The organism is Winogradskyella epiphytica, assembly GCF_003217215.1.
Taxonomy (GTDB): domain Bacteria; phylum Bacteroidota; class Bacteroidia; order Flavobacteriales; family Flavobacteriaceae; genus Winogradskyella; species Winogradskyella epiphytica.
In genome coordinates, this window is record NZ_QJTD01000002.1 from 144072 (window position 1) to 165724 (window position 21653).

A 21653-nucleotide genomic window follows, 5' to 3' on the forward strand; every position below is an offset into this window, starting at 1 on the left:
TTTTTATTCAATATTTTAGAACTTGTAATTCGGATATTTTTGATAAAAGAACGATTTGGATTACATTCATACTTTTTAATAAATCTCAATAAAATATATTTACCTTTGCAATATGATAAACTTAGGCGAATACAATACGTTAGAAATTTTAAGAGATACAGAACCTGGATTATTTTTAGGTGACGGTGCAGATAATGAGGTATTATTACCAAATCGATATGTGCCAGAAGTATTTGAAATTGGTGATAAAATTGAAGTCTTTGTCTATTTAGATAACGAAGAACGACCAGTTGCTACAACAGATCAACCATATATTAAAAAGGGGGATTTCGCTCTATTGCGTTGTAACCAAGTAACTGATTTTGGTGCATTTTTAGATTGGGGATTGGTGAAAGAGTTGTTCTGCCCATTTAGAGAGCAAGCCTTCAAAATGAAGCCAGGCGGTTGGTATTTAGTACACTGCTATTTAGATGAAGAATCAGAGCGTTTGGTGGCTTCAAGTAAAACTAACCGTTTCTTAGATAATAAGGAGTTAACAGTAGCTCAATTTGATGAAGTAGACCTTATTGTTTCTCATCCTTCGGAATTAGGAATGAACGTTATTGTAAACAAAACACATTTAGGACTAGTTTTTAGCGATGATATCTTTCAAGATATTAGCGTAGGTGACCGTTTAAAGGGAATTGTGAAGAAAGTTCGTCCTGATAATAAATTAGATATTTCCTTAAACCAAATAGGTTATAGAAATATAGAACCTAATGCAGAACATATCTTAAATGAGCTGCATGATGCTGGTGGCTTTATTCCTCTTCATGATAAGTCCAATCCAGAAGATATTAAAGATCGTCTCCAAATGAGCAAAAAGAGTTTTAAAAAAGCAATAGGCTCTCTTTATAAGGAAAGACAAATCGAAATAAAGGACGATGGAATTCATCTAAAATAAATTATTTTAATTCTATTCAAAGTCTAATATTTATTAACATATTTTGTTTTATAAACACCTTAAAATAGGATAATTAAATCTATCGTATTACATCAAAGGTTTAATTAGGAAAACACAGAACCTTCCACGGATTAACGAAAATTATTTTCTTTAGAAGAGATTATTTTTAATTGCTTATTTTTGTTTTTCAAAATTTGAATAAAAATGAGCCATATAGAATGGAAAACCGCCAAGACTTATGAGGATATTACCTACAAAAAGTCTAATGGCGTCGCAAGAATTGCTTTTAACCGACCAGATATAAGAAACGCCTTTAGGCCTAAAACTACGGCAGAACTTTATGATGCATTTTATGATGCTAATGAAGATGTAAATATTGGAGTTGTACTTCTTAGTGCTGAAGGTCCTTCGTCAAAGGATGGCATATGGAGTTTTTGTTCTGGAGGAGATCAAACTGCGAGAGGTCATCAAGGTTATGTTGGAGACGATGGTTATCATCGATTAAACATTTTAGAAGTTCAACGTCTTATACGCTTTATGCCAAAAGCAGTTATCGCTGTGGTTCCAGGTTGGGCTGTTGGTGGTGGACATAGTTTGCACGTTGTTTGTGATTTAACTTTAGCAAGTAAAGAACATGCTATTTTTAAGCAAACGGATGCAGACGTTACTAGTTTCGATGGTGGATATGGGTCTGCTTATTTAGCTAAAATGGTTGGACAAAAAAGAGCCAGAGAAATATTTTTCTTAGGACGAAATTATTCAGCTCAAGAAGCTTATGAAATGGGAATGGTCAATGCTGTTATCCCTCATGAAGAGCTTGAAGATACTGCCTACCAATGGGCACAAGAAATATTAGCAAAATCACCAACTTCGATAAAAATGTTGAAATTTGCCATGAACCTTACCGATGACGGAATGGTAGGACAGCAGGTTTTTGCAGGTGAAGCTACTCGTTTAGCTTATATGACCGATGAAGCAAAAGAAGGAAGAGATGCCTTTTTAGAAAAACGTAAGCCTAATTTTGAAAAGAAATGGATTCCTTAATTTAAGTCTCATACATGGATAAAATTAAACCGTGGCTATCTGCCATGCGCTTAAGAACTTTACCTCTTTCGGTTTCTGGAATAATATTAGGAAGTTGTTTTGCTTTCTACAATGGTCATTTTAATATCTGGATTCTAATACTGGCGTTATTAACTACAGTAAGTTTACAGGTGCTTTCTAATTTAGCAAATGACTATGGCGATGGAGTTAAAGGAACTGATAATGATGAACGTGTTGGTCCACAACGCGCTATTCAAAGTGGTGAGATTACTCCAAACCAAATGCTTGAAGGAATAAAAATGAACACCCTCATAGTAATAGGTTTAACATTGGCTTTATTGTGGGCTGCTTTTGGTAGTGGAAACATACTATACGTTTTACTGTTTATTGGACTAGGTGGATTTTCGGTCTACGCCGCATTAAATTATACTATGGGAGACACTCCATATGGCTATCGTGCTTTGGGAGACGTTTTCGTTTTTTTGTTTTTCGGATTGGTAAGTACAATCGGAACTTACTTTTTATATATGCACACTATAGATCATGTAGTGATTCTTCCAGCAATTGCAGTAGGACTTTTAAGCGTGGGTGTATTGAATTTAAATAATATGCGAGATATTAAATCCGATACCAATGCGGGAAAAATCACATTGGCCATAAAATTAGGATTAGGACGGGCGAAGAAATATCATTTCGCATTGATAATTGGAGCTATGATACTCGCTTTAGTTTTTTCAATATTGTATTATGTAGAACCATATAACTTTTTGTATTTACTGACTTATATTCCCTTAATCATCCACTTAAAAAAAGTAAAAGCAGCTGTTCATCCCGATGATTTTGATAGTCAGCTCAAGGTAGTTGCACTTTCTACATTTTTGTTTTCTATTCTTCTAGGTGTAGGGTATATTCTATATTAAGTTAAAGATTCTTATTTAGAAGATGATAAATTATTCGCAGCTTCTTAGTATTTTAAGAACCTACATTTAAGGTAAAATTTAGTATCTTTTAACCAACTTAAAACACTATAAAAATGAAAATCACATTCTACGGACATGCTAGTTTAGGAATTCAGATTAAAGATATTCACATTTTAGTAGATCCATTTATTTCAGGGAATGAAAAAGCTTCTGCAATAGATATAAATTCATTAAAAGCCGATTATATTTTAGTGACACATGCACATCAAGATCATATTTTAGATGTTGAAGCTATTGCCAAACGAACTGGAGCTGTCATTGTCTCTAATTTTGAAATCGTAACACATTTTCAAAACTTAGGCTTGGAAGGTCATCCAATGAATCATGGTGGATCATGGGACTTCGAATTTGGAAATCTAAAGTATGTTAATGCAATTCATACGTCCTCTTTTCCCGATGGAAGCTATGGCGGACAACCAGGAGGGTTTATTATTGAAGGAGAGCACAAAAATATTTATATAGCAGGTGATACAGCGTTAACTATGGATATGAAGATCATTCCAATGCAAACGAATCTTGATTTAGCAATTCTTCCAATTGGAGATAATTTTACTATGGGAGTAGAAGATGCTATTCTTGCGAGTGATTTTGTTGAATGTGATAAAGTCTTGGGCTATCACTATGATACTTTCGGTTATATTGAAATTGATCATGAAGAGGCTAAGCGAAAATTCTATGTTAGAAATAAGGATTTGATGTTATTGGACATTGGTGAAAGTATGGAATTATAATTTGTGATAATTTCCACTTCTTACAACGCTTTCCAAACGTCTTATGAAAAGAACTTTAGTAAAACTCAGAAATAGCAAGTTTCGAAAATTCATTCGGAAGCACGAAAAGTATGCACCAATTATTTTCTTTATTGGTGGATTCATTTTCGATTCATTGACGCTTGGACGAATTGATCGACTTTACGATTTGGTAGTTCTATGCTCTCATATGACTCTATTAAGCATTACGCTATTTCTGTTCAACCTTTCTGATGATGGAAAATGGAGAAATACATTTTTGGAACGCTATAAGGAATATTTCCCTCTAGCTATTCAGTTTTTCTTCGGAGCGCTCTCAAGTGCCTATGTTATCTATTTTTCAAGAAGTGTTTCACTATCAAAAACAATGTCCTTCTTTGTTATTCTTCTAGCGATATTATTTGCAAACGAATTGCTTAAAAAACGTATTTCAAATAAGTACTTACAGTTTAGCGTATACTTTTTTCTGAGTTTCACCTTTTTTACTTTCATAATTCCTGTATTTATAAAAGAAATGGGAACCACCATTTTTATGATCTCAGGTTTAGTGAGTTTGGCAGTGACCCTGAGCTTAATAACTATTATCTATATAAAAAGCCCAAGTACTAGAGCTGAAATGAAACTTGGGAAAATAATAGGAATTGTCTTTGGTTTATATGCCCTTATTAATGTGTTTTACTATTTTGATTTAATTCCCCCTGTTCCTCTAGCGCTCCAAGAAGGTGTTGTAGCACATAATGTTAAGGTTGAAAATGGGAAGTATATCGTATCGTACGAAACAGATGAATGGTATGTGTTTTGGAGAGATCACCGAGATAAATTCATCAGTAGACCCAATGAACCTGTTTATGTGTTTACATCCATTTTTGGACCAACCAGTATAGAGAAATCTGTGTTTCACCGTTGGAAATGGCTAAATGAAACTACAGGGGAATGGGAGATTGCAGATGATATTGGATTTGATATTGTCGGAGGAAGAGACAATGGTTATCGCGGTTATTCGTATAAAAACAATACTAAAGAAGGGTTTTGGCAAGTTGAAGTTATAACTGAAGAAGAACTGATTTTAGGAGTTATTGATTTCGAAATTATTGAAAGCACGACACTCCAACCCAAGGGCTTGGTTCTTAAGAAGTTTTAATATAACCTATCTTACCTCACGCTTTAATATGAGTTTGTGAAGCAATTTTGGAAAAAAACGTTTTAAATAAATTCCAAGAGTTTCACTTTTACCTATATAAGCTTCAAATTTTTCTTTTTCAATAGCTTTTAACATTTTTTGAGCGAATAGGTTCACATCCATTCCGTTGTCTGTTGCATTATCTTGTGTTTTCTGAAGAGATCCATCACCTGTTAAAGAGTTTCGAGCCACATCTGTATTTACAAATCCAGGGCAAATCATGGTTACCTTTATTTGGTCTTTGTCATGTTCCAATCTTAAAGAATCAAAGAAGCCATGTAGCGCATGTTTTGCTCCACAATAAGAAGAACGATAAGGTGAGCTAAATTTCCCCATCAAGCTAGATACGGTAACAAAGTGACCAGATTGATTAGAAACAAAATGAGGTAACAGCGCTTTGCTTAAAGCTATGGTACCTAAATAATTAACTTCCACTAACTTTTTATCTACTGAAATGTCCGTTTCTATTATTAACGAACGCTGACTAACACCACCATTATTTATGAGAATATCTACTTTTCCAAATTTAGATATGGCCTCTTTAACAATGGGCTTCATTTGCAGGTAATCTGCCAAATCAAAAGGGAGAATTTCTATATTTTTGGGATTGGCACACAACAATCTAACCTCTTGCAAATCAGAAGTTCGCCTAGATGAAAGGATCAATTTACAATTTTGTTCAGCTAACTGAAGTGCTATTGCTTTTCCTATGCCACTTGAAGCTCCAGTGATCCAAATTATTTTATTTGTAAAAGTCATATAAAATATTCTTACTTTGTTTGGTTTGATTTAACCGTCTTTAACCATTCAGTTCTTAAGGTATCACTTGATTTTCCTGTGCCATCATGTTTCCATCCAGGTGGTTTAAAAATGTAGAGTATTCTGTCTTTAAAAGATTTTTTTCCTGTGAACGCATCTTTAAATAAATGATACCATTCAATAAAGGCAATCTTAATTGGATTAAAAGTTTCAATATTGGTAACCAGACCATAAATTACTTTTTCCTCTTCTAGTTCTTCTTGAAACGTGCCAAACATTTTGTCCCATATGATTAGAATTCCCGCGTGATTTCGATCTAAATAAATAGGGTTGCTGCCATGGTGAACTCTATGGTGAGACGGCGTATTAAAAACAGCTTCAAACCATTTCGGCATTTTGTTTATAGCTTCAGTATGTATCCAAAATTGATATAATAAACTAATAGACATTTGTAATAGAATCATTGCAGGATGAAACCCTAATAAGGGTAGCCATAACCAAAATATAAAGGTATAAAAACCACCAGACCAAGTTTGACGTAAGGCTGTACTCAAATTATAATGTTCAGAAGAATGATGTACAACATGTGATGCCCAAAATAAGCGACATTCATGTGATACCCTATGAAACCAATAGTAAGCAAAATCGTCTGCGAAGAAAATCAATATAAAAGACCACCAAACCACAGGAATAGTAAATATTCTAAAATTGTCATAAACAAAAAAGAAGGCTAAAATAACCACAGCCTTAGCTCCAAAACCTAGAATTACATTCCCTAATCCCATCGCTATTGAAGACAATGAATCTTTAGCTTCATAAGTTTTAATTTGCTGTTTTGCAGAAATATATAGTTCTAGCAACATAGCAAGCACAAAAAACGGAATAGCATAAAGGATAATATTTGGAAAATCGGGCATTTCGACTAAGTATTAGAGTTCTAATTTACGAAAATAAATGACTATTTTTGACTTCTATTATGAAAGCAACTTACCAATCATATATTTTAGATTTTAAACGACCAAGTGGGACATCGAGAGGTGTAATGACCACTAAAGAGACTTGGTTTATTTTACTAGAAAATGACGGGAAAACTGGAGTGGGTGAGTGCGGCATTTTAAGAGGCTTATCTATTGATGATCGACCAGATTATGAAGCTAAACTAAAATGGACTTGTGAGAACATTCATCATGGATTAGAGCAGCTTTTACCGGAATTAATTGAATTTCCAAGTATACAATTTGGATTGGAAACGGCTTTTAAATCTATAGAGTCGGAAAATCAATTTGAATTATTTCCTTCAAATTTCACAAAAGAAGAAGATGCCATTCCAATCAATGGATTAGTTTGGATGGGAACTGAAGCTTTTATGAGATCCCAAATAAAAGATAAGATCAAAGAAGGGTTTGATTGTATCAAGTTGAAAATTGGAGCAATTGATTTTCAAACGGAATTAGATATTTTAAAATCCATTCGAAAAGAGTTTTCCGTTTCCGATATTGAATTACGCGTAGATGCTAATGGTGCATTTTCTCCTGACGATGCTTTAGAAAAGTTAAAACAATTATCTGAATATCAACTACATTCAATAGAACAACCCATCAAACCTAAGCAATTAGAAACGATGGCTGATCTTTGCGAAAAAACGCCATTACCAATTGCTTTAGATGAAGAATTAATTGGTGTCCTCTTAAAAGAAGATAAACAAACCTTACTGCAAACCATACAACCCCAATACATTATTCTAAAACCGAGTTTAGTTGGAGGGTTCTCGGGAAGTCAGGCATGGATTAATTCTGCTGACCGGTTAAATATACAGTGGTGGATTACCAGTGCACTTGAAAGTAATGTGGGTTTAAATGCGATATCTCAATGGACCTACTTACTAAATAATAAAATGCCACAAGGCCTAGGTACAGGGAGTTTGTATACCAACAATTTCACTTCTCCATTGTACGTGAAACAAGGTCATTTACATTACGAAAAAAATAAACATTGGAAATTTAATTTATAAATATGAACTACATTCAACAAGCGTATACAGGACTCTATGATTGGTGGCGTTATTTAGTGGGCATCATTATAATATTTGCTTTTTGGCAAATTATAGGAATGATTCCTTTACTTGTTTTTATTGGTATAGAAGTTTTTAATGGAGCTGATATGAGTATCACTACAGATATCGCACAAATGGCGGCATTGCTTGGAAATAATCTATTTTTATTTTTAATGTTATTTTCATTTGCTGTAGGATTAGTAGGTGTTATTCTATCCTCTAAATTTTTACATAAGCAATCCTTTCGTCAATTAACAACAACTCGACCTAAGATTGATTGGAGTCGATTTTGGTTTATATTCATAGTTTGGGGCGTATTCTCTTTAGGTACTACCTATCTATCTTATTATTTCTCTCCGGAAGACTACATATTTAACTTTAATCTTAAACCTTTTTTAATTCTTTGCGCTTTAATCATCTTTTTGATGCCATTGCAAACCAGTTTTGAAGAATACTTATTTAGAGGCTATTTAATGCAAGGAATAGGTGTGTTATTTAAAAATAGATGGGCACCATTACTTCTTACTTCAGTTGGATTTGGATTATTGCACGGAATGAATCCTGAAGTCGATAAACTAGGCCCAATCATGATGGTCTTTTATATTGGTACTGGCTTAATTTTGGGCATAATGACACTCATGGATGACGGTTTAGAATTAGCTCTAGGTTTCCATGCCGCAAATAATATGTTCACGGCGTTATTAGTAACTTCAGATTGGTCTGCCTTACAAACAGACGCTTTACTAACTTTAACAGCCGATCCAGCTGAAATGGCAATTACAGAGATTGTTGCACCTGTTGTTATTGTTTATCCTATTTTGCTTATTATACTTTCTAAAAAATATGGTTGGACAAATTGGAAAGAGAAATTATTTGGTAAAGTAGAATTGCCTGTAGAAGATGATTTTCAAACCATAGAATCAAGGGAAAATTATAAAATCTTAGATTAATTATGACACCTACATACGATAAAGTACATAACCGTTTTAAATTTAATGGGCTGAATTTTAGTCATGAAGACTTAAAAGAAGTGGCCTATAGTCTAATTAAAGAAGGTGAACCTTACGAGAAAGTTACAGGTAGTTTTCTAATTGATTGGTTAAATAATGACGATTATTTATATGTAAAAACTTCAGGTTCTACAGGGCAACCAAAAAACATTAAATTGATGAAACAGGCTATGGTTAATTCAGCCATTGCTACAGGTAATTTCTTTGGTTTAGAACCAGGAGACACAGCATTACATTGCTTGCCAAGTCATTTTATTGCAGGTAAAATGATGTTTGTTCGCGCTTTAGTCTTGGGTCTTGAACTTGACTTTGTTGAGCCAACAGCGCATCCTATTTTCGACTATGAAAAGACCTATGATTTCTGTGCTATGATTCCACTACAAGTAAAACATACTATTGGATATCTTAATAATGTTAAAACTATAATTGTAGGTGGATCTAAAGTGACAAGACCATTGTTAGAAAAAATCAAAGATCTGCAGCCAAAATTCTATGAAACTTATGGAATGACAGAGACGGTTACTCACGTTGCGATAAGACAATTAGAATCTAAATCTGCTCAACGAGAACCTCTGTTTCAAGCCTTAGAGAATATTCACTTTACACAAGATGATAGAAGCTGCTTAATTATTCATGCGCCAAAACTTGTTGATGAACCTTTAATTACAAATGATATTGTCGATTTAAAATCTGACCGTAGTTTTAAATTATATGGAAGGTTTGATAATGTGGTGAATTCTGGTGGTGTAAAATTATTTCCAGAACAAATTGAAGATAAACTACAGCCAATTATCAAGGAAAGATTTATTGTAGCAAGTGAAGAGGATGCTTCTTTAGGAGAAAAACTAATTCTGATTATTGAAAAACCGTCGACCGATTTAGAAGTCTTTAAAAAAGAAATCGAAAGTTTAGCTACTTTAGATAAGTTCGAAATTCCGAAGAAAATCTATAGCGTAGATCAGTTTGCTGAAACGGTTAATGGTAAAATTCAACGTAAGAAAACTATAAAATCAGTTATTGGCTAGTTAACTCATTCAAAGTTGTACTTTACTCATTCTAGGTTTTAAAAGATATGTGTGGTGTTTAGGTTTACGTAAACTTATAACTCAACTATTATGAAAAATCTAGTATTCATTTTATGCATTTTACTGTCGTCTCTGTCATTAAATGCGCAAGAAAAGACAATATCAGGAACTATAACATCTTCCGCTGATGGGCTGCCATTACCAGGAGCAAGTGTAATTGTAAAAGGTACATCCAGAGGTGCTCAAACAGATTTTGATGGAAATTACAAAATCAATGTAAAAGTCGGAGAAATTATTGTCGTGTCTTATGTGGGGATGACCTCAAAAGAAGTCACTATTGGATCAAGTCTAATTTATAATGTTGCTTTAGAAGCAGCTTCTCAATTAGATGAAGTGATTGTAGTAGGTTATGGAACTTATACAAGACGTGGTATAACGGGTGCTGTCAGTATTACTAAACCAACACTAGGCTCTAAACTTTCAGGTCGAGTTGTTGGTGTATCTCATCGCAACGGAAGACATCGCAATACTATCATTCGTGGTGTAGACTCTTCCTTATCAAATGAACCACTTTATATTTTAAACGGTAAACCTATTAGCGAAGATAAATTCAAAAGTATAAAAGCCGATAAAATTAAGGACATTGAAATTCTTAATGCTCAACAAGGCAGCGTAGTTTTTGGATATCAAGGCACAAAAGGCGTGGTAATTCTAAGAACTAAAGGGCGAAAGAATAAAGTTGATCTCGACAATTTAAATAACTTTCTTAATGAATCTTATTCTAAAATCGAAGAAAATGATTTTAAGCGCACAAATTTAGCCGCTCTTTCAACTTTTTCTATAGATGTAGATAAAGCAGGGTATAGTAATATAAGAAGAATGATAAACAATGGCCAATCAGTTCCTTCAGATGCTGTTAAAGTTGAAGAAATGGTAAATTATTTTAACTATAATTACCCTCAACCAACCGATGAACATCCATTTTCTATAACTACTGAGGTTGTTAAAACGCCATGGCACAATGATACACAATTAGTAAGAATTGGTTTGCAAGGTAAAACTTATAATAATGATGAACTTCCTGCCTCAAATTTAACCTTCTTAATTGACGTTTCTGGTTCAATGGGTTCACCTAACAAACTCCCATTATTAAAAAGTGCATTTAAAGTTTTAGTAAATCAATTACGTGAAAAAGATAAAGTTTCGATAGTGGTTTACGCGGGAGCAGCAGGTGTGGTTTTAGAACCAACTTCAGGGAAGCATAAAGAGAAAATTTTAGCTGCTTTAGACAACTTAAATTCTGGAGGTTCAACCGCAGGTGGCGCCGGAATTGAACTGGCTTATAAACTAGCTGAGAAAAACTTTAAAAAGAACGGAAATAATCGTGTGATTTTAGCAACTGATGGTGATTTTAATGTAGGAGCATCTAGTGATAGTGATATGCAATCCTTAATTGAGGAAAAGCGTAAATCAGGTGTGTTTCTATCTGTTTTAGGTTTTGGATACGGCAATTATAAAGATTCAAAATTAGAAACTTTAGCAGATAAAGGAAATGGTAATCATGCCTATATTGATACGATGCAGGAAGCACAAAAAGTTTTTGGGAAAGAATTTGGTGGGACACTTTATACCATTGCTAAAGATGTGAAAATACAAGTTGAATTCAATCCTAACAAAGTTCAAGCTTATCGATTAATTGGGTATGAAAACAGGTTACTAGCTGACGAAGATTTTATCGATGACACCAAAGATGCTGGTGAATTAGGCAGTGGTCATACAGTCACAGCTCTATATGAAATAATTCCTGCTGGAGTAGCTAGTGATTATCTAAAAAAGGTTTCAAATTTAAAGTACACAAAAACAGGAGTTAAGTCTAATTATGTTGATGAATTATTTACCGTAAAATTCAGATATAAAAAGCCAAGTGAAGATCAAAGTATTGAAATGATACACGTTCAGAAAGATATTATATCTGAAGCTTCTAACGATATGAATTTTGCTTCTTCTGTAGCCTTATTTGGAATGCAATTGAGAAATTCAAAATATTTTAATAATGCATCACTTTCAAAAGTGATTGAATTGGCTGAAAGTGGAAGAGGAGAAGATAAAGATGGTTATAGAGCTGAATTTATCCGACTAGTTAATTCGTATCAAACTTTAAACTAGAGCATATTATTTTATAATTTTAGAATGTTAAAAGAGCCTTTAGGATAATACCCTTAAGGCTTTTTTAGTTATTCCAATATCGTTTGAACAAGCCAATGTCTATATTATAACCAACCTCTAGAATAACTGCAGTGGCTTTACTCACTCAAGTACATGGCTCACTCATTATTGGTTTTATGCTTTGTATAAGTTATTTAAATTTAAGTAACTAAAAACCACACCAATGAAAAGAGCAATATTTTTAGCGCTTGTACTGATGATTTCAATAGCAAGCCATTCCCAAGAAAAGAACATCGAAACAGAGTCTGTAGCCTTAGATAATCTCATCACATTTGTTGTAGAGAATTATAGCATTGATTCAGATTCAGACAAAACGAGAAATATGACATTTCTAATTGAAACTTATGCAGATAAATTTACCACAGAGGATAGTGTTATCTTAAAGCAAGCATTTAAATTACTCTCTAAAAGAGTTACTGAAGATGATCTTATTAGTATGGTAATGTATTCAAATTTTAACGGCATTGCTTTAGGTCAAACTGCAGCTACCGATTTAACGAAGTTACTGTACACTATTGAGCATCCCAAGTCGAGCGTTAAAACTTTTCAAGAAGATGGTATTGAATTAGCTTATGAGTTCACTAAGGAAAACTTTATAGAAGAAGCCGAAAACTCTGTAGTCATGATACGTATACCAAACAGAACCGCTGAAGTTGTAGCAACAGAATCAGTTAATACTAAAGAGACGAAAAAGAAAAAAAGTAACGCCATTGTATTAACTGCCATTGCTATACTCCCAGAAATCATAGCAATAATCAAAGATTGATTAAAAAACAAAAACCCAATGCTTTCGCATTGGGTTTTTTATATCAAAACTCTGACAGGATTATTTTCCTTCAGATAAGTTTTTCATTTCAGTTTCAACCATTTCGTAGAACTGGTCAATTTTAGGCATTACGACAATGCGAGTACGTCTATTTTTAGCCTTATTCTCAGCAGTATCATTTTCTACTAAAGGAACATAGTGGCTACGTCCAGCAGCAATTAATTGTTGAGGGTTTACATCTAAGCTCTCTAAAACTCTAACTACAGAAGTAGCACGTTTTACACTTAAATCCCAGTTGTCTAATAATGGTGGTCTGCTATAAGGTACGTTGTCTGTATGAGATTCAACCATTGCTTCAAAATCAGGTTTACTATTAATTACTTTAGCAACTTTACCTAAAACTTCTTTAGCTCGGTTTGTCACTGTATAGCTACCTGTTTGGAATAATAGTTTATCTGCGATAGAGATAAATACCACACCTTTTTCTACGTTAATTTCGATATCTGGATCGTTGATACCAACTGCTTTTTTAAGGCTCGTTACAATTGCAAGAGTAACACTATCCTTTTTAGTTAAAGCATCTTGTAATCTTGTAATTTTTAAATCACGTTCTTTTAAACTTTCTAAAGACTTTTCAAGGTTTTCAGAACCTTTTTTAGTTAAAATAGTTAAGTCACCTTTGGTATCAATTAAATCCTGATTTGCTTTACGTAAATCAGATAATTGATCTTTCATAGTCTCAACTCTAGCATTAGCAGCTGCTACATCAGAAAGACAGCTATTAAGTTTTACGGTTGCAGTATTTAATAAATCTTGGGTTTCTTGGTGTTTAGCTTGAAGCGCAGCATGTTCTTTCTTAGATACACACGATGCTAAAAACATCATTGAGCAAACACTTAATAACATTAGTTTTTTCATAATTGATTTCTAGTTTAAATTGTTAGTTTTAACATAAACAAAATTATGCAAAACAATAGAGGAATAGACTACGATTAACATAAATTTTAACAGTTTTCGAGAGGACTAAAACCTTTTCCTGTTTTTAATAAAATAAGACCATACAATAGAACTGGTTTCGTAGTAACCTGGGCGCATTGAGAGTTGTTTACGCTGTTTTAAAAGACGAGGTAAATTCTTATAAAATGAGAAATGTGCCTTTAAAATTGCAAATAAGAACAAAGGTTTAAGTTGAAATAAAAATCTTATACCCGCAACACCATCTAGAACCATTCTGGTTAACACTCTAAATCCTACATTCGAATCTGAATTTTTCAACAGTGTATATAAACTGTTTCTAAAATTAAGATAAGTTTTTTTAGGATTGGAATTGCTTAAAGTCGCTCCACCTACATGATAAACAGTTGTCGCTCCAACGTATTTAGAATTGTAGTTATTATTAAAAGCTCTCCAACACAAATCAATCTCTTCCATATGAGCAAAGTAAGACTCATCAAAACCTTTTAACTCTTTGAAGACCGAGTTCCTGATAAACAAACAAGCGCCCGAAGCCCAAAAGATAAGTGTCGTATCATTATACTGACCATAATCTTCTTCAATAGTTTCAAAAATTCGACCACGACAGTAAGGATAACCAAATTTATCTATAAATCCACCCGCAGCTCCAGCATATTCAAAACGAGACTTATTCTTAAAATCCAATATTTTAGGTTGAATAATCGCTGTATTTGAATTTGCATTGAATTCCGATAAAATGGGGTGAAGCCAATTTGCAGTTACCTCAATATCACTATTAAGTAAGCAGAGTAGTGATTCTTTAACCTGTTTTAATGCCTCGTTATAACCTTTAGCATAGCCACCATTTTCACTATTCTGAATGATTTTCACACTTGGAAATTGTTCCGAAACAAAAGACACCGAATCGTCTGTTGAAGCATTGTCTGCAACATAAATTACCGCGTCATTTGAAAATTTAATAACAGATGGTAAAAATTGCTCTAATAAAGCTTTTCCGTTCCAGTTTAATATGACTATCGCAATGTCTTGAGTATTCAGCATTTATTTTTGGGTATAACTTGGAATATCTTTTAAAAACGCATAGCGTTCGGCCTCCAAATCCATTTCGCAATAATAATGATTTAAACCGTTCGTCACCATTAAATACGATGCATTTAAGACTAAGTTATATCTAGCGATTTGATCAAAGGTAGTCTGATCTATTTTAATTTTAGGTGCCTTGCATTCTACAATTAAATGAATACTTCCATCAGAGTTAAAAACAACGATATCATAACGCTTTTTTAAACCGTTTATGATCAGCTCTTTTTCTACATTGATTAATGATTTAGGGAATTTCTTCTCGTTTATTAAATAATGAACACAGTGTTGTCTTACCCATTCTTCAGGTTGAAGAATGAAGAATTTTTTCCGAATGACATCAAAAATAGATACTTTATTTTCTGTACTTTTGAAACGGTATTCAAACTTTGGAAAGTTGAGCTCTTGCACTATTGTAAAATGGAATTTTCTCCAAAGTTAAAGCAGAATACCACAAATCACAATTTTCGATTCCTAATTTCCAATTTATTTGGTCTAAAGCCATATTAGATAGGTTGAAATAAGGAATTTTTAACTTGGAATTTTTTATAAATTTTGGACGAAGTAAAACAATTAGTAACTGCAATTAAAAAGGGCGACCCAAAACCGATTTATTTCTTAATGGGAGAGGAGTCCTATTATATTGATAAGATTTCTGACTTTATTGAAGAGCATGTTTTAGATGAAACTGAGAAGGGTTTTAATCAAATGGTGCTTTATGGTAGAGATGTTACGATAGACGATATTGTAAGCAACGCTAAACGTTATCCTATGATGGCAGAGCGCCAATTAGTCATAGTTAAAGAAGCCCAAGACTTAAGTAGAACTATAGAAAAATTAGTGGATTATGTCAATAATCCGCAACCCACGACAGTTTTAGTCATCAACTATAAGTACAAGAAAATAGATAAGCGTAAAGCCTTATATAAAGCAATCAAAAAAACAGGAAGTGTTGTTTTCGAAAGCAAAAAGCTATATGAAAATCAGGTTGCCGATTGGATTAGACGTGTTTTAGCCGGTCAGAATTATCAAATATCTCCAAAAGCGGCTCAAATGTTAGTAGAGTTTTTAGGAACTGACCTAAGTAAAATTGATAACGAGCTTAATAAACTTAAAATAGTTTTACCAGAAGGCACTCAAATCACACCAGAACATATTGAGGAAAATATAGGCATCAGTAAGGATTATAATAATTTCGAATTACGTAAAGCCGTTGGAGAGCGAGATGTTGTAAAGGCTCACCAAATTGCTAAATATTTTGCTGAAAATCCTAAGGATAACCCAATGATTGTCACGGTGGCTTTATTGTTTAATTTCTTTTCCCAACTATTACACCTTCATGGCATGACGGATAGAAATCCACGAAGTGTAGCAACTGCCTTAAAAGTCAATCCGTATTTTGTAAATGAGTACTTTACTGCGGCTAAAAACTATCCAATGAAAAAAGTAAGCTATGTGATTGGTTTATTACGAGACGCCGATGTAAAAGGCAAAGGAGTTGGGGCTAATGCTTTACCTGAAGGCGACATTCTTAAGGAGTTATTAGTCAAGATATTATCTTAATTACAAATATTTAACACAGATATAATACAACCCTTAAAGCATCTTGCTTTTTTAGATAATCAGTATTTAAGTTTCTGCTCATAGATTACTTCTAAGTTGTAATGCCTCGAATTGAAATTTGGGGATGTTCTGAAATGTATTTCACTTAAACACTTAATCCATCTTTTACAGGCTATTTTAGGTGTAACTGTACTTTATTTCTTTTCATCTAAATTTAATTGTATTTTCATCTATTAGAGAAAAGATAATCAAATACAATTATTATGAAAAAACAATTTTCACTTGGCTTGGCCTTGCTGGTTCTTATGTCCTTCTCAAGCTTTTCACAGGAAAAAGATGAGATTATTGATGGTATTGTAAAGGAGGTTTATGAAAACTCCCAACTAGAAGCTCTAGGCCATGAGTTGATGGATGACATAGGTCCGCGATTAGTAGGCACACCTCAAATGCAACAAGCACATGATTGGGCAGTAGCAAAATACAACAGTTGGGGAATTAGCGCAGAAAACCAAAAATGGGGAGAATGGAAAGGCTGGGAGCGTGGTATTACACATATTGATATGGTACATCCGCGAATTCAGACCTTGGTGGGTACGCAATTAGCATGGAGTCCAAGCACGTCTTCCAAAGGAGTTACTGCAGAACTTATTGTTCTTCCAGAAGTAAAAAATGAAACGGAATTTAAAAATTGGCTTCCTAATGTAAAAGGAAAGCTTGTTATGATTGCGATGAAAGAAGACACGGGAAGACCAGATTATAACTGGGAAAAATACGCAACTCCAGAATCTTTTCAAAAAATGAAAGATGAACGGAAAGCCCAAACCTTGGCTTGGAGAGAAAATATGAGAAATATGGGCTATAACAAAAGAACCATAGTTGAAGTATTAGAAAATGCTGGAGCTGTTGGAATTGTAGATTCGTATTGGTCTAAAGGATTTGGTGCTCATAAGATATTTGGTGCTCGTACAAAAAAAATCCCAACAGTAGATATTGAGTTAGAGCATTATACCATGCTTTATAGAATGGTGGAGCATGGCGACAAGCCTAAGTTACGCATTGTAGCCCAGTCTAAAGACTTAGAAATGCAACCCACATTTAACACCATAGCTGAGATAAAAGGAACAGAGAAACCTGACGAATATATTATTCTATCCGCACATTTTGATTCTTGGGATGGTGGAACAGGAGCCACTGATAATGGAACTGGTACCTTAGTAATGATGGAGGCCATGAGAGTTTTAAAAAAATTATATCCCAACCCGAAACGTACTATAATAGCTGGTCACTGGGGCAGTGAAGAACAAGGCTTAAATGGTTCTTTAGCTTATGTTGAAGATAATCCTAATATCGTTAAGAATATTCAGGCCGTTTTTAATCAAGATAATGGTACTGGACGCGTCGTAAAAATTAATGGTGCAGGTTTTTTACATTCTTATGAATATATTTCACGCTGGCTATCGGCTGTACCAGATACTATAACTACACATATTGAAACTTCTTTTCCGGGGTCGCCTTCAAGTGGAGGATCTGATAATGCCTCATTTGTAATGGCTGGAGCTCCGGCATTTAATTTAAGTTCATTGAGCTGGGATTATTGGAATTATACGTGGCATACCAACCGTGATACTTATGATAAAATTGTTTTTGATGAAGTGAAAAACAATGTCATTTTAGCAGCAATCATGACCTATATGGCTTCTGAAGATGAGACGAGAACGTCACGAGAAAAAATTAGTTTACCGATAAACAAAAAAACAGGTGAACCACAGCAATGGCCAACACCAAGAGAACCGAATCGTAAAGGTGGATTATAAATAACCTAAAGGATTTCAACAAAAAATCCCAAATTCTAATACGATGTAGAATTTGGGATTTTTATTTTTTTTATAAGATGTTGCCTTTAAATCTCTTCCATGGTATGATAGACGTTTTGAACGTCATCATCTTCTTCTAACTTCTCTAAAAGCTTTTCAACATCTTCAGCTTGTTCAGGCGTTAATTGTTTTGTCACTTGAGGAATTCGCTCAAAACCAGATGAAAGAATTTCTATCTCACGTCTTTCTAATTCCGATTGTATGGCCCCGAAACTTTCAAAAGGTGCATAGATTAAAATTCCGTCGTCATCAGCAAAAACTTCTTCAGCTCCAAAATCAATAAACTCTAATTCTAATTCTTCCGGGTCTAAACCTTCAGCATTAATTCTAAAATTACAAGTATGATCAAACATAAATACAACAGAACCAGATGTTCCTAAACTTCCATCGCACTTGTTGAAGTAACTACGAACATTTGCCACTGTTCTTGTATTATTATCAGTAGCCGTTTCAACTAAGACAGCAATCCCATGAGGCGCGTAGCCTTCGAAAATTACCTCCTTATAATCGCCTAAACTTTTGTCGCTCGCACGTTTTATAGCACGTTCAACATTGTCTTTTGGCATGTTTACAGCTTTAGCGTTCTGTATAACAGCTCTAAGTCGAGCATTGGTATCTGGATCTGGTCCTCCTTCCTTAACGGCCATGACAATGTCCTTGCCAATTCGCGTAAAAGCCTTACTCATAGCAGACCAACGTTTCATTTTTCTTGCTTTTCTAAATTCAAAAGCTCTTCCCATCTAAAATTTATTTTAGTTCCCACAAAAGTGAGTACCTGTTAATAATCCTTTTTTAAGTCTAACGAATGCTTGTTTTAAGCAAAACAAATTTAAGAAAATTATAAAATTGCAGCTCTATGACTTAGACTAATTTTTGATAGCATAAAATACTCATATATACTTAGAGTCTATTCTTCAACTTCTACAATAGCTTCTATAGCTTCAGCTAATTTAAAATCTTTATCTGTAACACCTTCGGCATCTTTAGTTGATAATGAAATTTTTAGCACATTATAATAATTACTCCAATCTGGATGATGATTTAATGCTTCACATTCAAAAGCTATTCTGCTCATAGCTGAAAAACAATCTTTAAAATTATCAAATTCGAATTCCGAATGAAGGGCATTATCATAATAATCCCAATCTGGGAAACGCAATAATTTCTTTTCAATAGTTACATCATCTAATTTCATAATATATCTTTTTTTGATTTATCTAAACATAAGTTATTTGCAAGACTATTACAAGTTTAAGTATTAAGTTCTTCTAATATTTCTTGACTTGTAAACTGTAGGTGTTTTGGTAATTTATTAAATCTTGGGAGCACTGCCAAGTAGCGATCTTCATTAGTCGTATACACTTGTTTTAGCACTACTTTCTTATCAGTGATTAAGGCTAAAATATCACTTGTAAATTCGTCATGATGGACTAAATCTGTGCTACCCAAATGAAATATGCCATGTTTATTCCGATTTATGATATAGTGAATTTGCTGCGTAATTTTCTTATCTAGCGAAACATTCATTATCAAATTTGGAAATACTTCTACAGCTTCATTTTCAGAAATAGCTTGCTTCATTTCTTGAATTCGCGGAGAGCTTGTGCCAAATACCATTGGTAGTCTTAATATCGCCACCTGCTTCTTTGGCAACCTCAACAGTAAGTTTTCAATTTTTATTTTAAAGTGCCCGTAAACACTATGACTTAAAGTTTTATCTAATTCATAACTAGGATACTTACTATAAGAATCAAAAACGTTTGCCGAAGACAGAAATATAATTTTGCACCCCGATATTTTTACATATTCAGCCATATGCTGATGTGCAATAGTTTGCGCATTAAAATCGCCACGTAAAGCAGAAATTATAATAGAGGGTTTACACGCCTCTAAAATTTCATAGACATCATCTTCTTCAACATTATAGTGAAAGAACTGATGATTCTCTTCATATTCACGCTTAGGTGTTCTATAGGTGCCAAAGGTTCTGAAATATGGACCTAACTCTTTATAAATAGCATTTCCAATATAACCACTGGCACCTAGAATTAATATACGATGTTTATACGCTGTCTCCTTCTTCATTCAATCAATCTTGCATCAAATCCTTATCCTTTGTAAAAAGGTGGTTTTACAACTGTCGCTGGAATAGCTTTCTTACGCACTTGAATATATATTTTACTATCAAGCTTCGCAAATGCCTGAGGAACATACCCTAAACCTATTCCTATGCCTAAGCTAGGACTCATAGTTCCGGAGGTTACTCTTCCAATTTTAGTTCCATCGCTATCTACAATATCATAGCCATGACGTGGAATTCCGCGCTCATCTAAGGTAAATGCAACTAATTTGTTATCTGGAGTACGTTCTTTTTCAGCTTTTAATGCTTCACTATTTGTGAATTCCTTATTGAATTTACAAACCCAACCTAAACCTGCTTCAATCGGAGAAGTGGTTTCGTCTATATCATTTCCGTATAAGCAATAGCCCATTTCTAAACGCAAGGTATCTCTAGCCGCTAAACCAATTGGCTTAATGCCGTAATCAGCTCCAGCTTCGAATACTTTATCCCAGATTTGTTTTACATCAGCGTTTTTACAATAAATTTCAAACCCGCCACTACCTGTATAACCAGTCGCAGAAATTATCACACCCTCAACACCTGCAAAATCGCCTACCACGAAATTGTAAAATTTAATAGCTGATAAGTCGTGACTTGATAAAGGCTCCATAGCTTCAATAGCCTTAGGCCCTTGTATTGCTAATAGTGCATAATCGTCGCTCAGATTCGTCATCTTAGCACCGACATCATTTTTTGATGATATCCACTTCCAATCTTTTTCAATATTACTAGCGTTTACCACTAATAAATACTTTTCATCTTCAAGTTTATAAATAATTAAATCATCTACAACACCACCATCTTCATTTGGTAAGCAGGTATATTGAGCCTTTCCTATTTCTAATTTAGAAGCATCATTACTCGATACTTTTTGAATCAATTCTAAGGCATGCGGTCCTTCAATTATAAATTCTCCCATATGAGAGACATCAAAAACACCAACAGCTTTTCTAACCGTTTCGTGTTCTATAGTTACACCTTCGTATTGTACAGGCATATTAAAACCAGCATAAGGAACCATTTTTGCACCAAGTGCTTCGTGAGTAGATAATAATGGAATTTGTTTCATTTGTAATTGTTTTGGCCTGCGCCTTTAATTGGTGAGCAGGAAAGCCGTTTAACTTCGATTTTGAAGTGCTAAATTACATAAATTTTATACGTTTATCTCAAATTCTATACGGCATTTATTTATGAGAATTTAGCTGAATTTTTTAAAATATCTCATGATAGGAAAACTCAAAGAATTCAAGATTATTGCTTTTAATTTTTAAATATGATTTAATTAAATGGGTTAAAGCTTTTAG

At 33.8% G+C, this 21653-nt stretch carries 21 protein-coding genes; 12 read left to right on the plus strand and 9 right to left on the minus strand.

Annotated elements, in window-relative coordinates; all coding sequences use genetic code 11:
- Positions 1 to 112: 112 nt before the first annotated feature.
- The 5 genes from DFQ11_RS05935 (at position 113) to DFQ11_RS05955 (ending at position 4857) form a co-directional block, all read left to right on the plus strand.
- On the plus strand, positions 113 to 943 hold the full coding sequence (locus tag DFQ11_RS05935; protein ID WP_110474953.1) for a CvfB family protein: 831 nt from the start codon (positions 113 to 115) through the stop codon (positions 941 to 943).
- 204 nt (positions 944 to 1147) lie between these two features.
- The gene (locus DFQ11_RS05940; protein WP_110474954.1) at positions 1148 to 1987 is read left to right on the plus strand and encodes a 1,4-dihydroxy-2-naphthoyl-CoA synthase; all 840 of its coding nucleotides are present in this window, start codon (positions 1148 to 1150) and stop codon (positions 1985 to 1987) included.
- Between the two features lie 14 nt (positions 1988 to 2001).
- Complete coding sequence (gene menA, locus DFQ11_RS05945) at positions 2002 to 2907, plus strand: 1,4-dihydroxy-2-naphthoate octaprenyltransferase (RefSeq protein WP_110474955.1); 906 nt, start codon at positions 2002 to 2004, stop codon at positions 2905 to 2907.
- Positions 2908 to 3020: 113 nt separating this feature from the next.
- Positions 3021 to 3698: a metal-dependent hydrolase gene (locus DFQ11_RS05950; protein WP_110474956.1), complete on the plus strand. Its 678-nt coding sequence runs from the start codon at positions 3021 to 3023 to the stop codon at positions 3696 to 3698.
- A gap of 43 nt (positions 3699 to 3741) precedes the next feature.
- On the plus strand, positions 3742 to 4857 hold the full coding sequence (locus tag DFQ11_RS05955) for a DUF2914 domain-containing protein (RefSeq protein WP_110474957.1): 1116 nt from the start codon (positions 3742 to 3744) through the stop codon (positions 4855 to 4857).
- Positions 4858 to 4863: 6 nt separating this feature from the next.
- On the opposite strand, the gene DFQ11_RS05960 is transcribed toward DFQ11_RS05955, so the two are convergent.
- Entirely contained in the window at positions 4864 to 5655 is a 792-nt protein-coding gene (locus tag DFQ11_RS05960) for an SDR family oxidoreductase (RefSeq protein ID WP_110474958.1), read from the minus strand.
- An 11-nt stretch (positions 5656 to 5666) separates the two neighbouring features.
- Positions 5667 to 6572, minus strand: coding sequence for a sterol desaturase family protein (locus DFQ11_RS05965; RefSeq protein ID WP_110474959.1), 906 nt, complete (start codon positions 6570 to 6572; stop codon positions 5667 to 5669).
- A gap of 59 nt (positions 6573 to 6631) precedes the next feature.
- Here DFQ11_RS05965 and DFQ11_RS05970 point away from each other — a divergent pair, with 59 nt between their 5' ends.
- From DFQ11_RS05970 to DFQ11_RS05990, 5 genes are all read left to right on the plus strand, one after another.
- The gene (locus DFQ11_RS05970) at positions 6632 to 7666 is read left to right on the plus strand and encodes an o-succinylbenzoate synthase (protein WP_110474960.1); all 1035 of its coding nucleotides are present in this window, start codon (positions 6632 to 6634) and stop codon (positions 7664 to 7666) included.
- Between the two features lie 2 nt (positions 7667 to 7668).
- The gene (locus DFQ11_RS05975; protein ID WP_110474961.1) at positions 7669 to 8658 is read left to right on the plus strand and encodes a CPBP family intramembrane glutamic endopeptidase; all 990 of its coding nucleotides are present in this window, start codon (positions 7669 to 7671) and stop codon (positions 8656 to 8658) included.
- A gap of 2 nt (positions 8659 to 8660) precedes the next feature.
- Complete coding sequence (locus DFQ11_RS05980; RefSeq protein ID WP_110474962.1) at positions 8661 to 9743, plus strand: AMP-binding protein; 1083 nt, start codon at positions 8661 to 8663, stop codon at positions 9741 to 9743.
- 90 nt (positions 9744 to 9833) lie between these two features.
- Positions 9834 to 11909 carry a vWA domain-containing protein gene (locus DFQ11_RS05985; RefSeq protein ID WP_110474963.1) on the plus strand — a complete coding sequence of 692 codons (2076 nt, stop codon included), beginning with the start codon at positions 9834 to 9836 and terminating at the stop codon, positions 11907 to 11909.
- A 223-nt stretch (positions 11910 to 12132) separates the two neighbouring features.
- On the plus strand, positions 12133 to 12735 hold the full coding sequence (locus tag DFQ11_RS05990; RefSeq protein ID WP_110474964.1) for a vWA domain-containing protein: 603 nt from the start codon (positions 12133 to 12135) through the stop codon (positions 12733 to 12735).
- Positions 12736 to 12795: 60 nt separating this feature from the next.
- Here the strand turns inward: DFQ11_RS05990 and DFQ11_RS05995 are convergent, their stop codons facing one another.
- The 3 genes from DFQ11_RS05995 to DFQ11_RS06005 all read right to left on the minus strand — a co-directional run bounded on the left by DFQ11_RS05995 (position 12796) and on the right by DFQ11_RS06005 (position 15201).
- Complete coding sequence (locus tag DFQ11_RS05995; RefSeq protein WP_110474965.1) at positions 12796 to 13653, minus strand: OmpA/MotB family protein; 858 nt, start codon at positions 13651 to 13653, stop codon at positions 12796 to 12798.
- A gap of 105 nt (positions 13654 to 13758) precedes the next feature.
- A complete protein-coding gene (locus DFQ11_RS06000; protein WP_110474966.1) occupies positions 13759 to 14751 on the minus strand; it encodes a glycosyltransferase family 2 protein in 993 nt (330 codons plus the stop codon).
- Entirely contained in the window at positions 14752 to 15201 is a 450-nt protein-coding gene (locus tag DFQ11_RS06005; protein WP_110474967.1) for a type I restriction enzyme HsdR N-terminal domain-containing protein, read from the minus strand. It lies immediately after the preceding gene.
- Between the two features lie 144 nt (positions 15202 to 15345).
- On the opposite strand from DFQ11_RS06005, the gene holA reads away from it, so the two are divergent.
- Together holA and DFQ11_RS06015 are read left to right on the plus strand one after the other, a co-directional pair.
- Positions 15346 to 16353: a DNA polymerase III subunit delta gene (holA, locus tag DFQ11_RS06010; RefSeq protein WP_110474968.1), complete on the plus strand. Its 1008-nt coding sequence runs from the start codon at positions 15346 to 15348 to the stop codon at positions 16351 to 16353.
- Between the two features lie 263 nt (positions 16354 to 16616).
- Positions 16617 to 18167: a M20/M25/M40 family metallo-hydrolase gene (locus tag DFQ11_RS06015; RefSeq protein ID WP_110474969.1), complete on the plus strand. Its 1551-nt coding sequence runs from the start codon at positions 16617 to 16619 to the stop codon at positions 18165 to 18167.
- 86 nt (positions 18168 to 18253) lie between these two features.
- Here DFQ11_RS06015 and DFQ11_RS06020 read toward each other — a convergent pair whose 3' ends face one another.
- From DFQ11_RS06020 to gcvT, 4 genes are all read right to left on the minus strand, one after another.
- Positions 18254 to 18967 (minus strand): YebC/PmpR family DNA-binding transcriptional regulator, encoded by a 714-nt coding sequence (locus DFQ11_RS06020; RefSeq protein WP_110474970.1) that lies wholly within the window; start codon positions 18965 to 18967, stop codon positions 18254 to 18256.
- Between the two features lie 167 nt (positions 18968 to 19134).
- Complete coding sequence (locus DFQ11_RS06025; RefSeq protein WP_189343006.1) at positions 19135 to 19422, minus strand: 4a-hydroxytetrahydrobiopterin dehydratase; 288 nt, start codon at positions 19420 to 19422, stop codon at positions 19135 to 19137.
- A 56-nt stretch (positions 19423 to 19478) separates the two neighbouring features.
- Positions 19479 to 20312, minus strand: a complete 834-nt coding sequence (locus DFQ11_RS06030; RefSeq protein ID WP_110474972.1) for a sugar nucleotide-binding protein — start codon at positions 20310 to 20312, stop codon at positions 19479 to 19481.
- A gap of 23 nt (positions 20313 to 20335) precedes the next feature.
- A complete protein-coding gene (gcvT, locus tag DFQ11_RS06035) occupies positions 20336 to 21418 on the minus strand; it encodes a glycine cleavage system aminomethyltransferase GcvT (protein WP_110474973.1) in 1083 nt (360 codons plus the stop codon).
- Between the last annotated feature and the right edge of the window lie 235 nt (positions 21419 to 21653).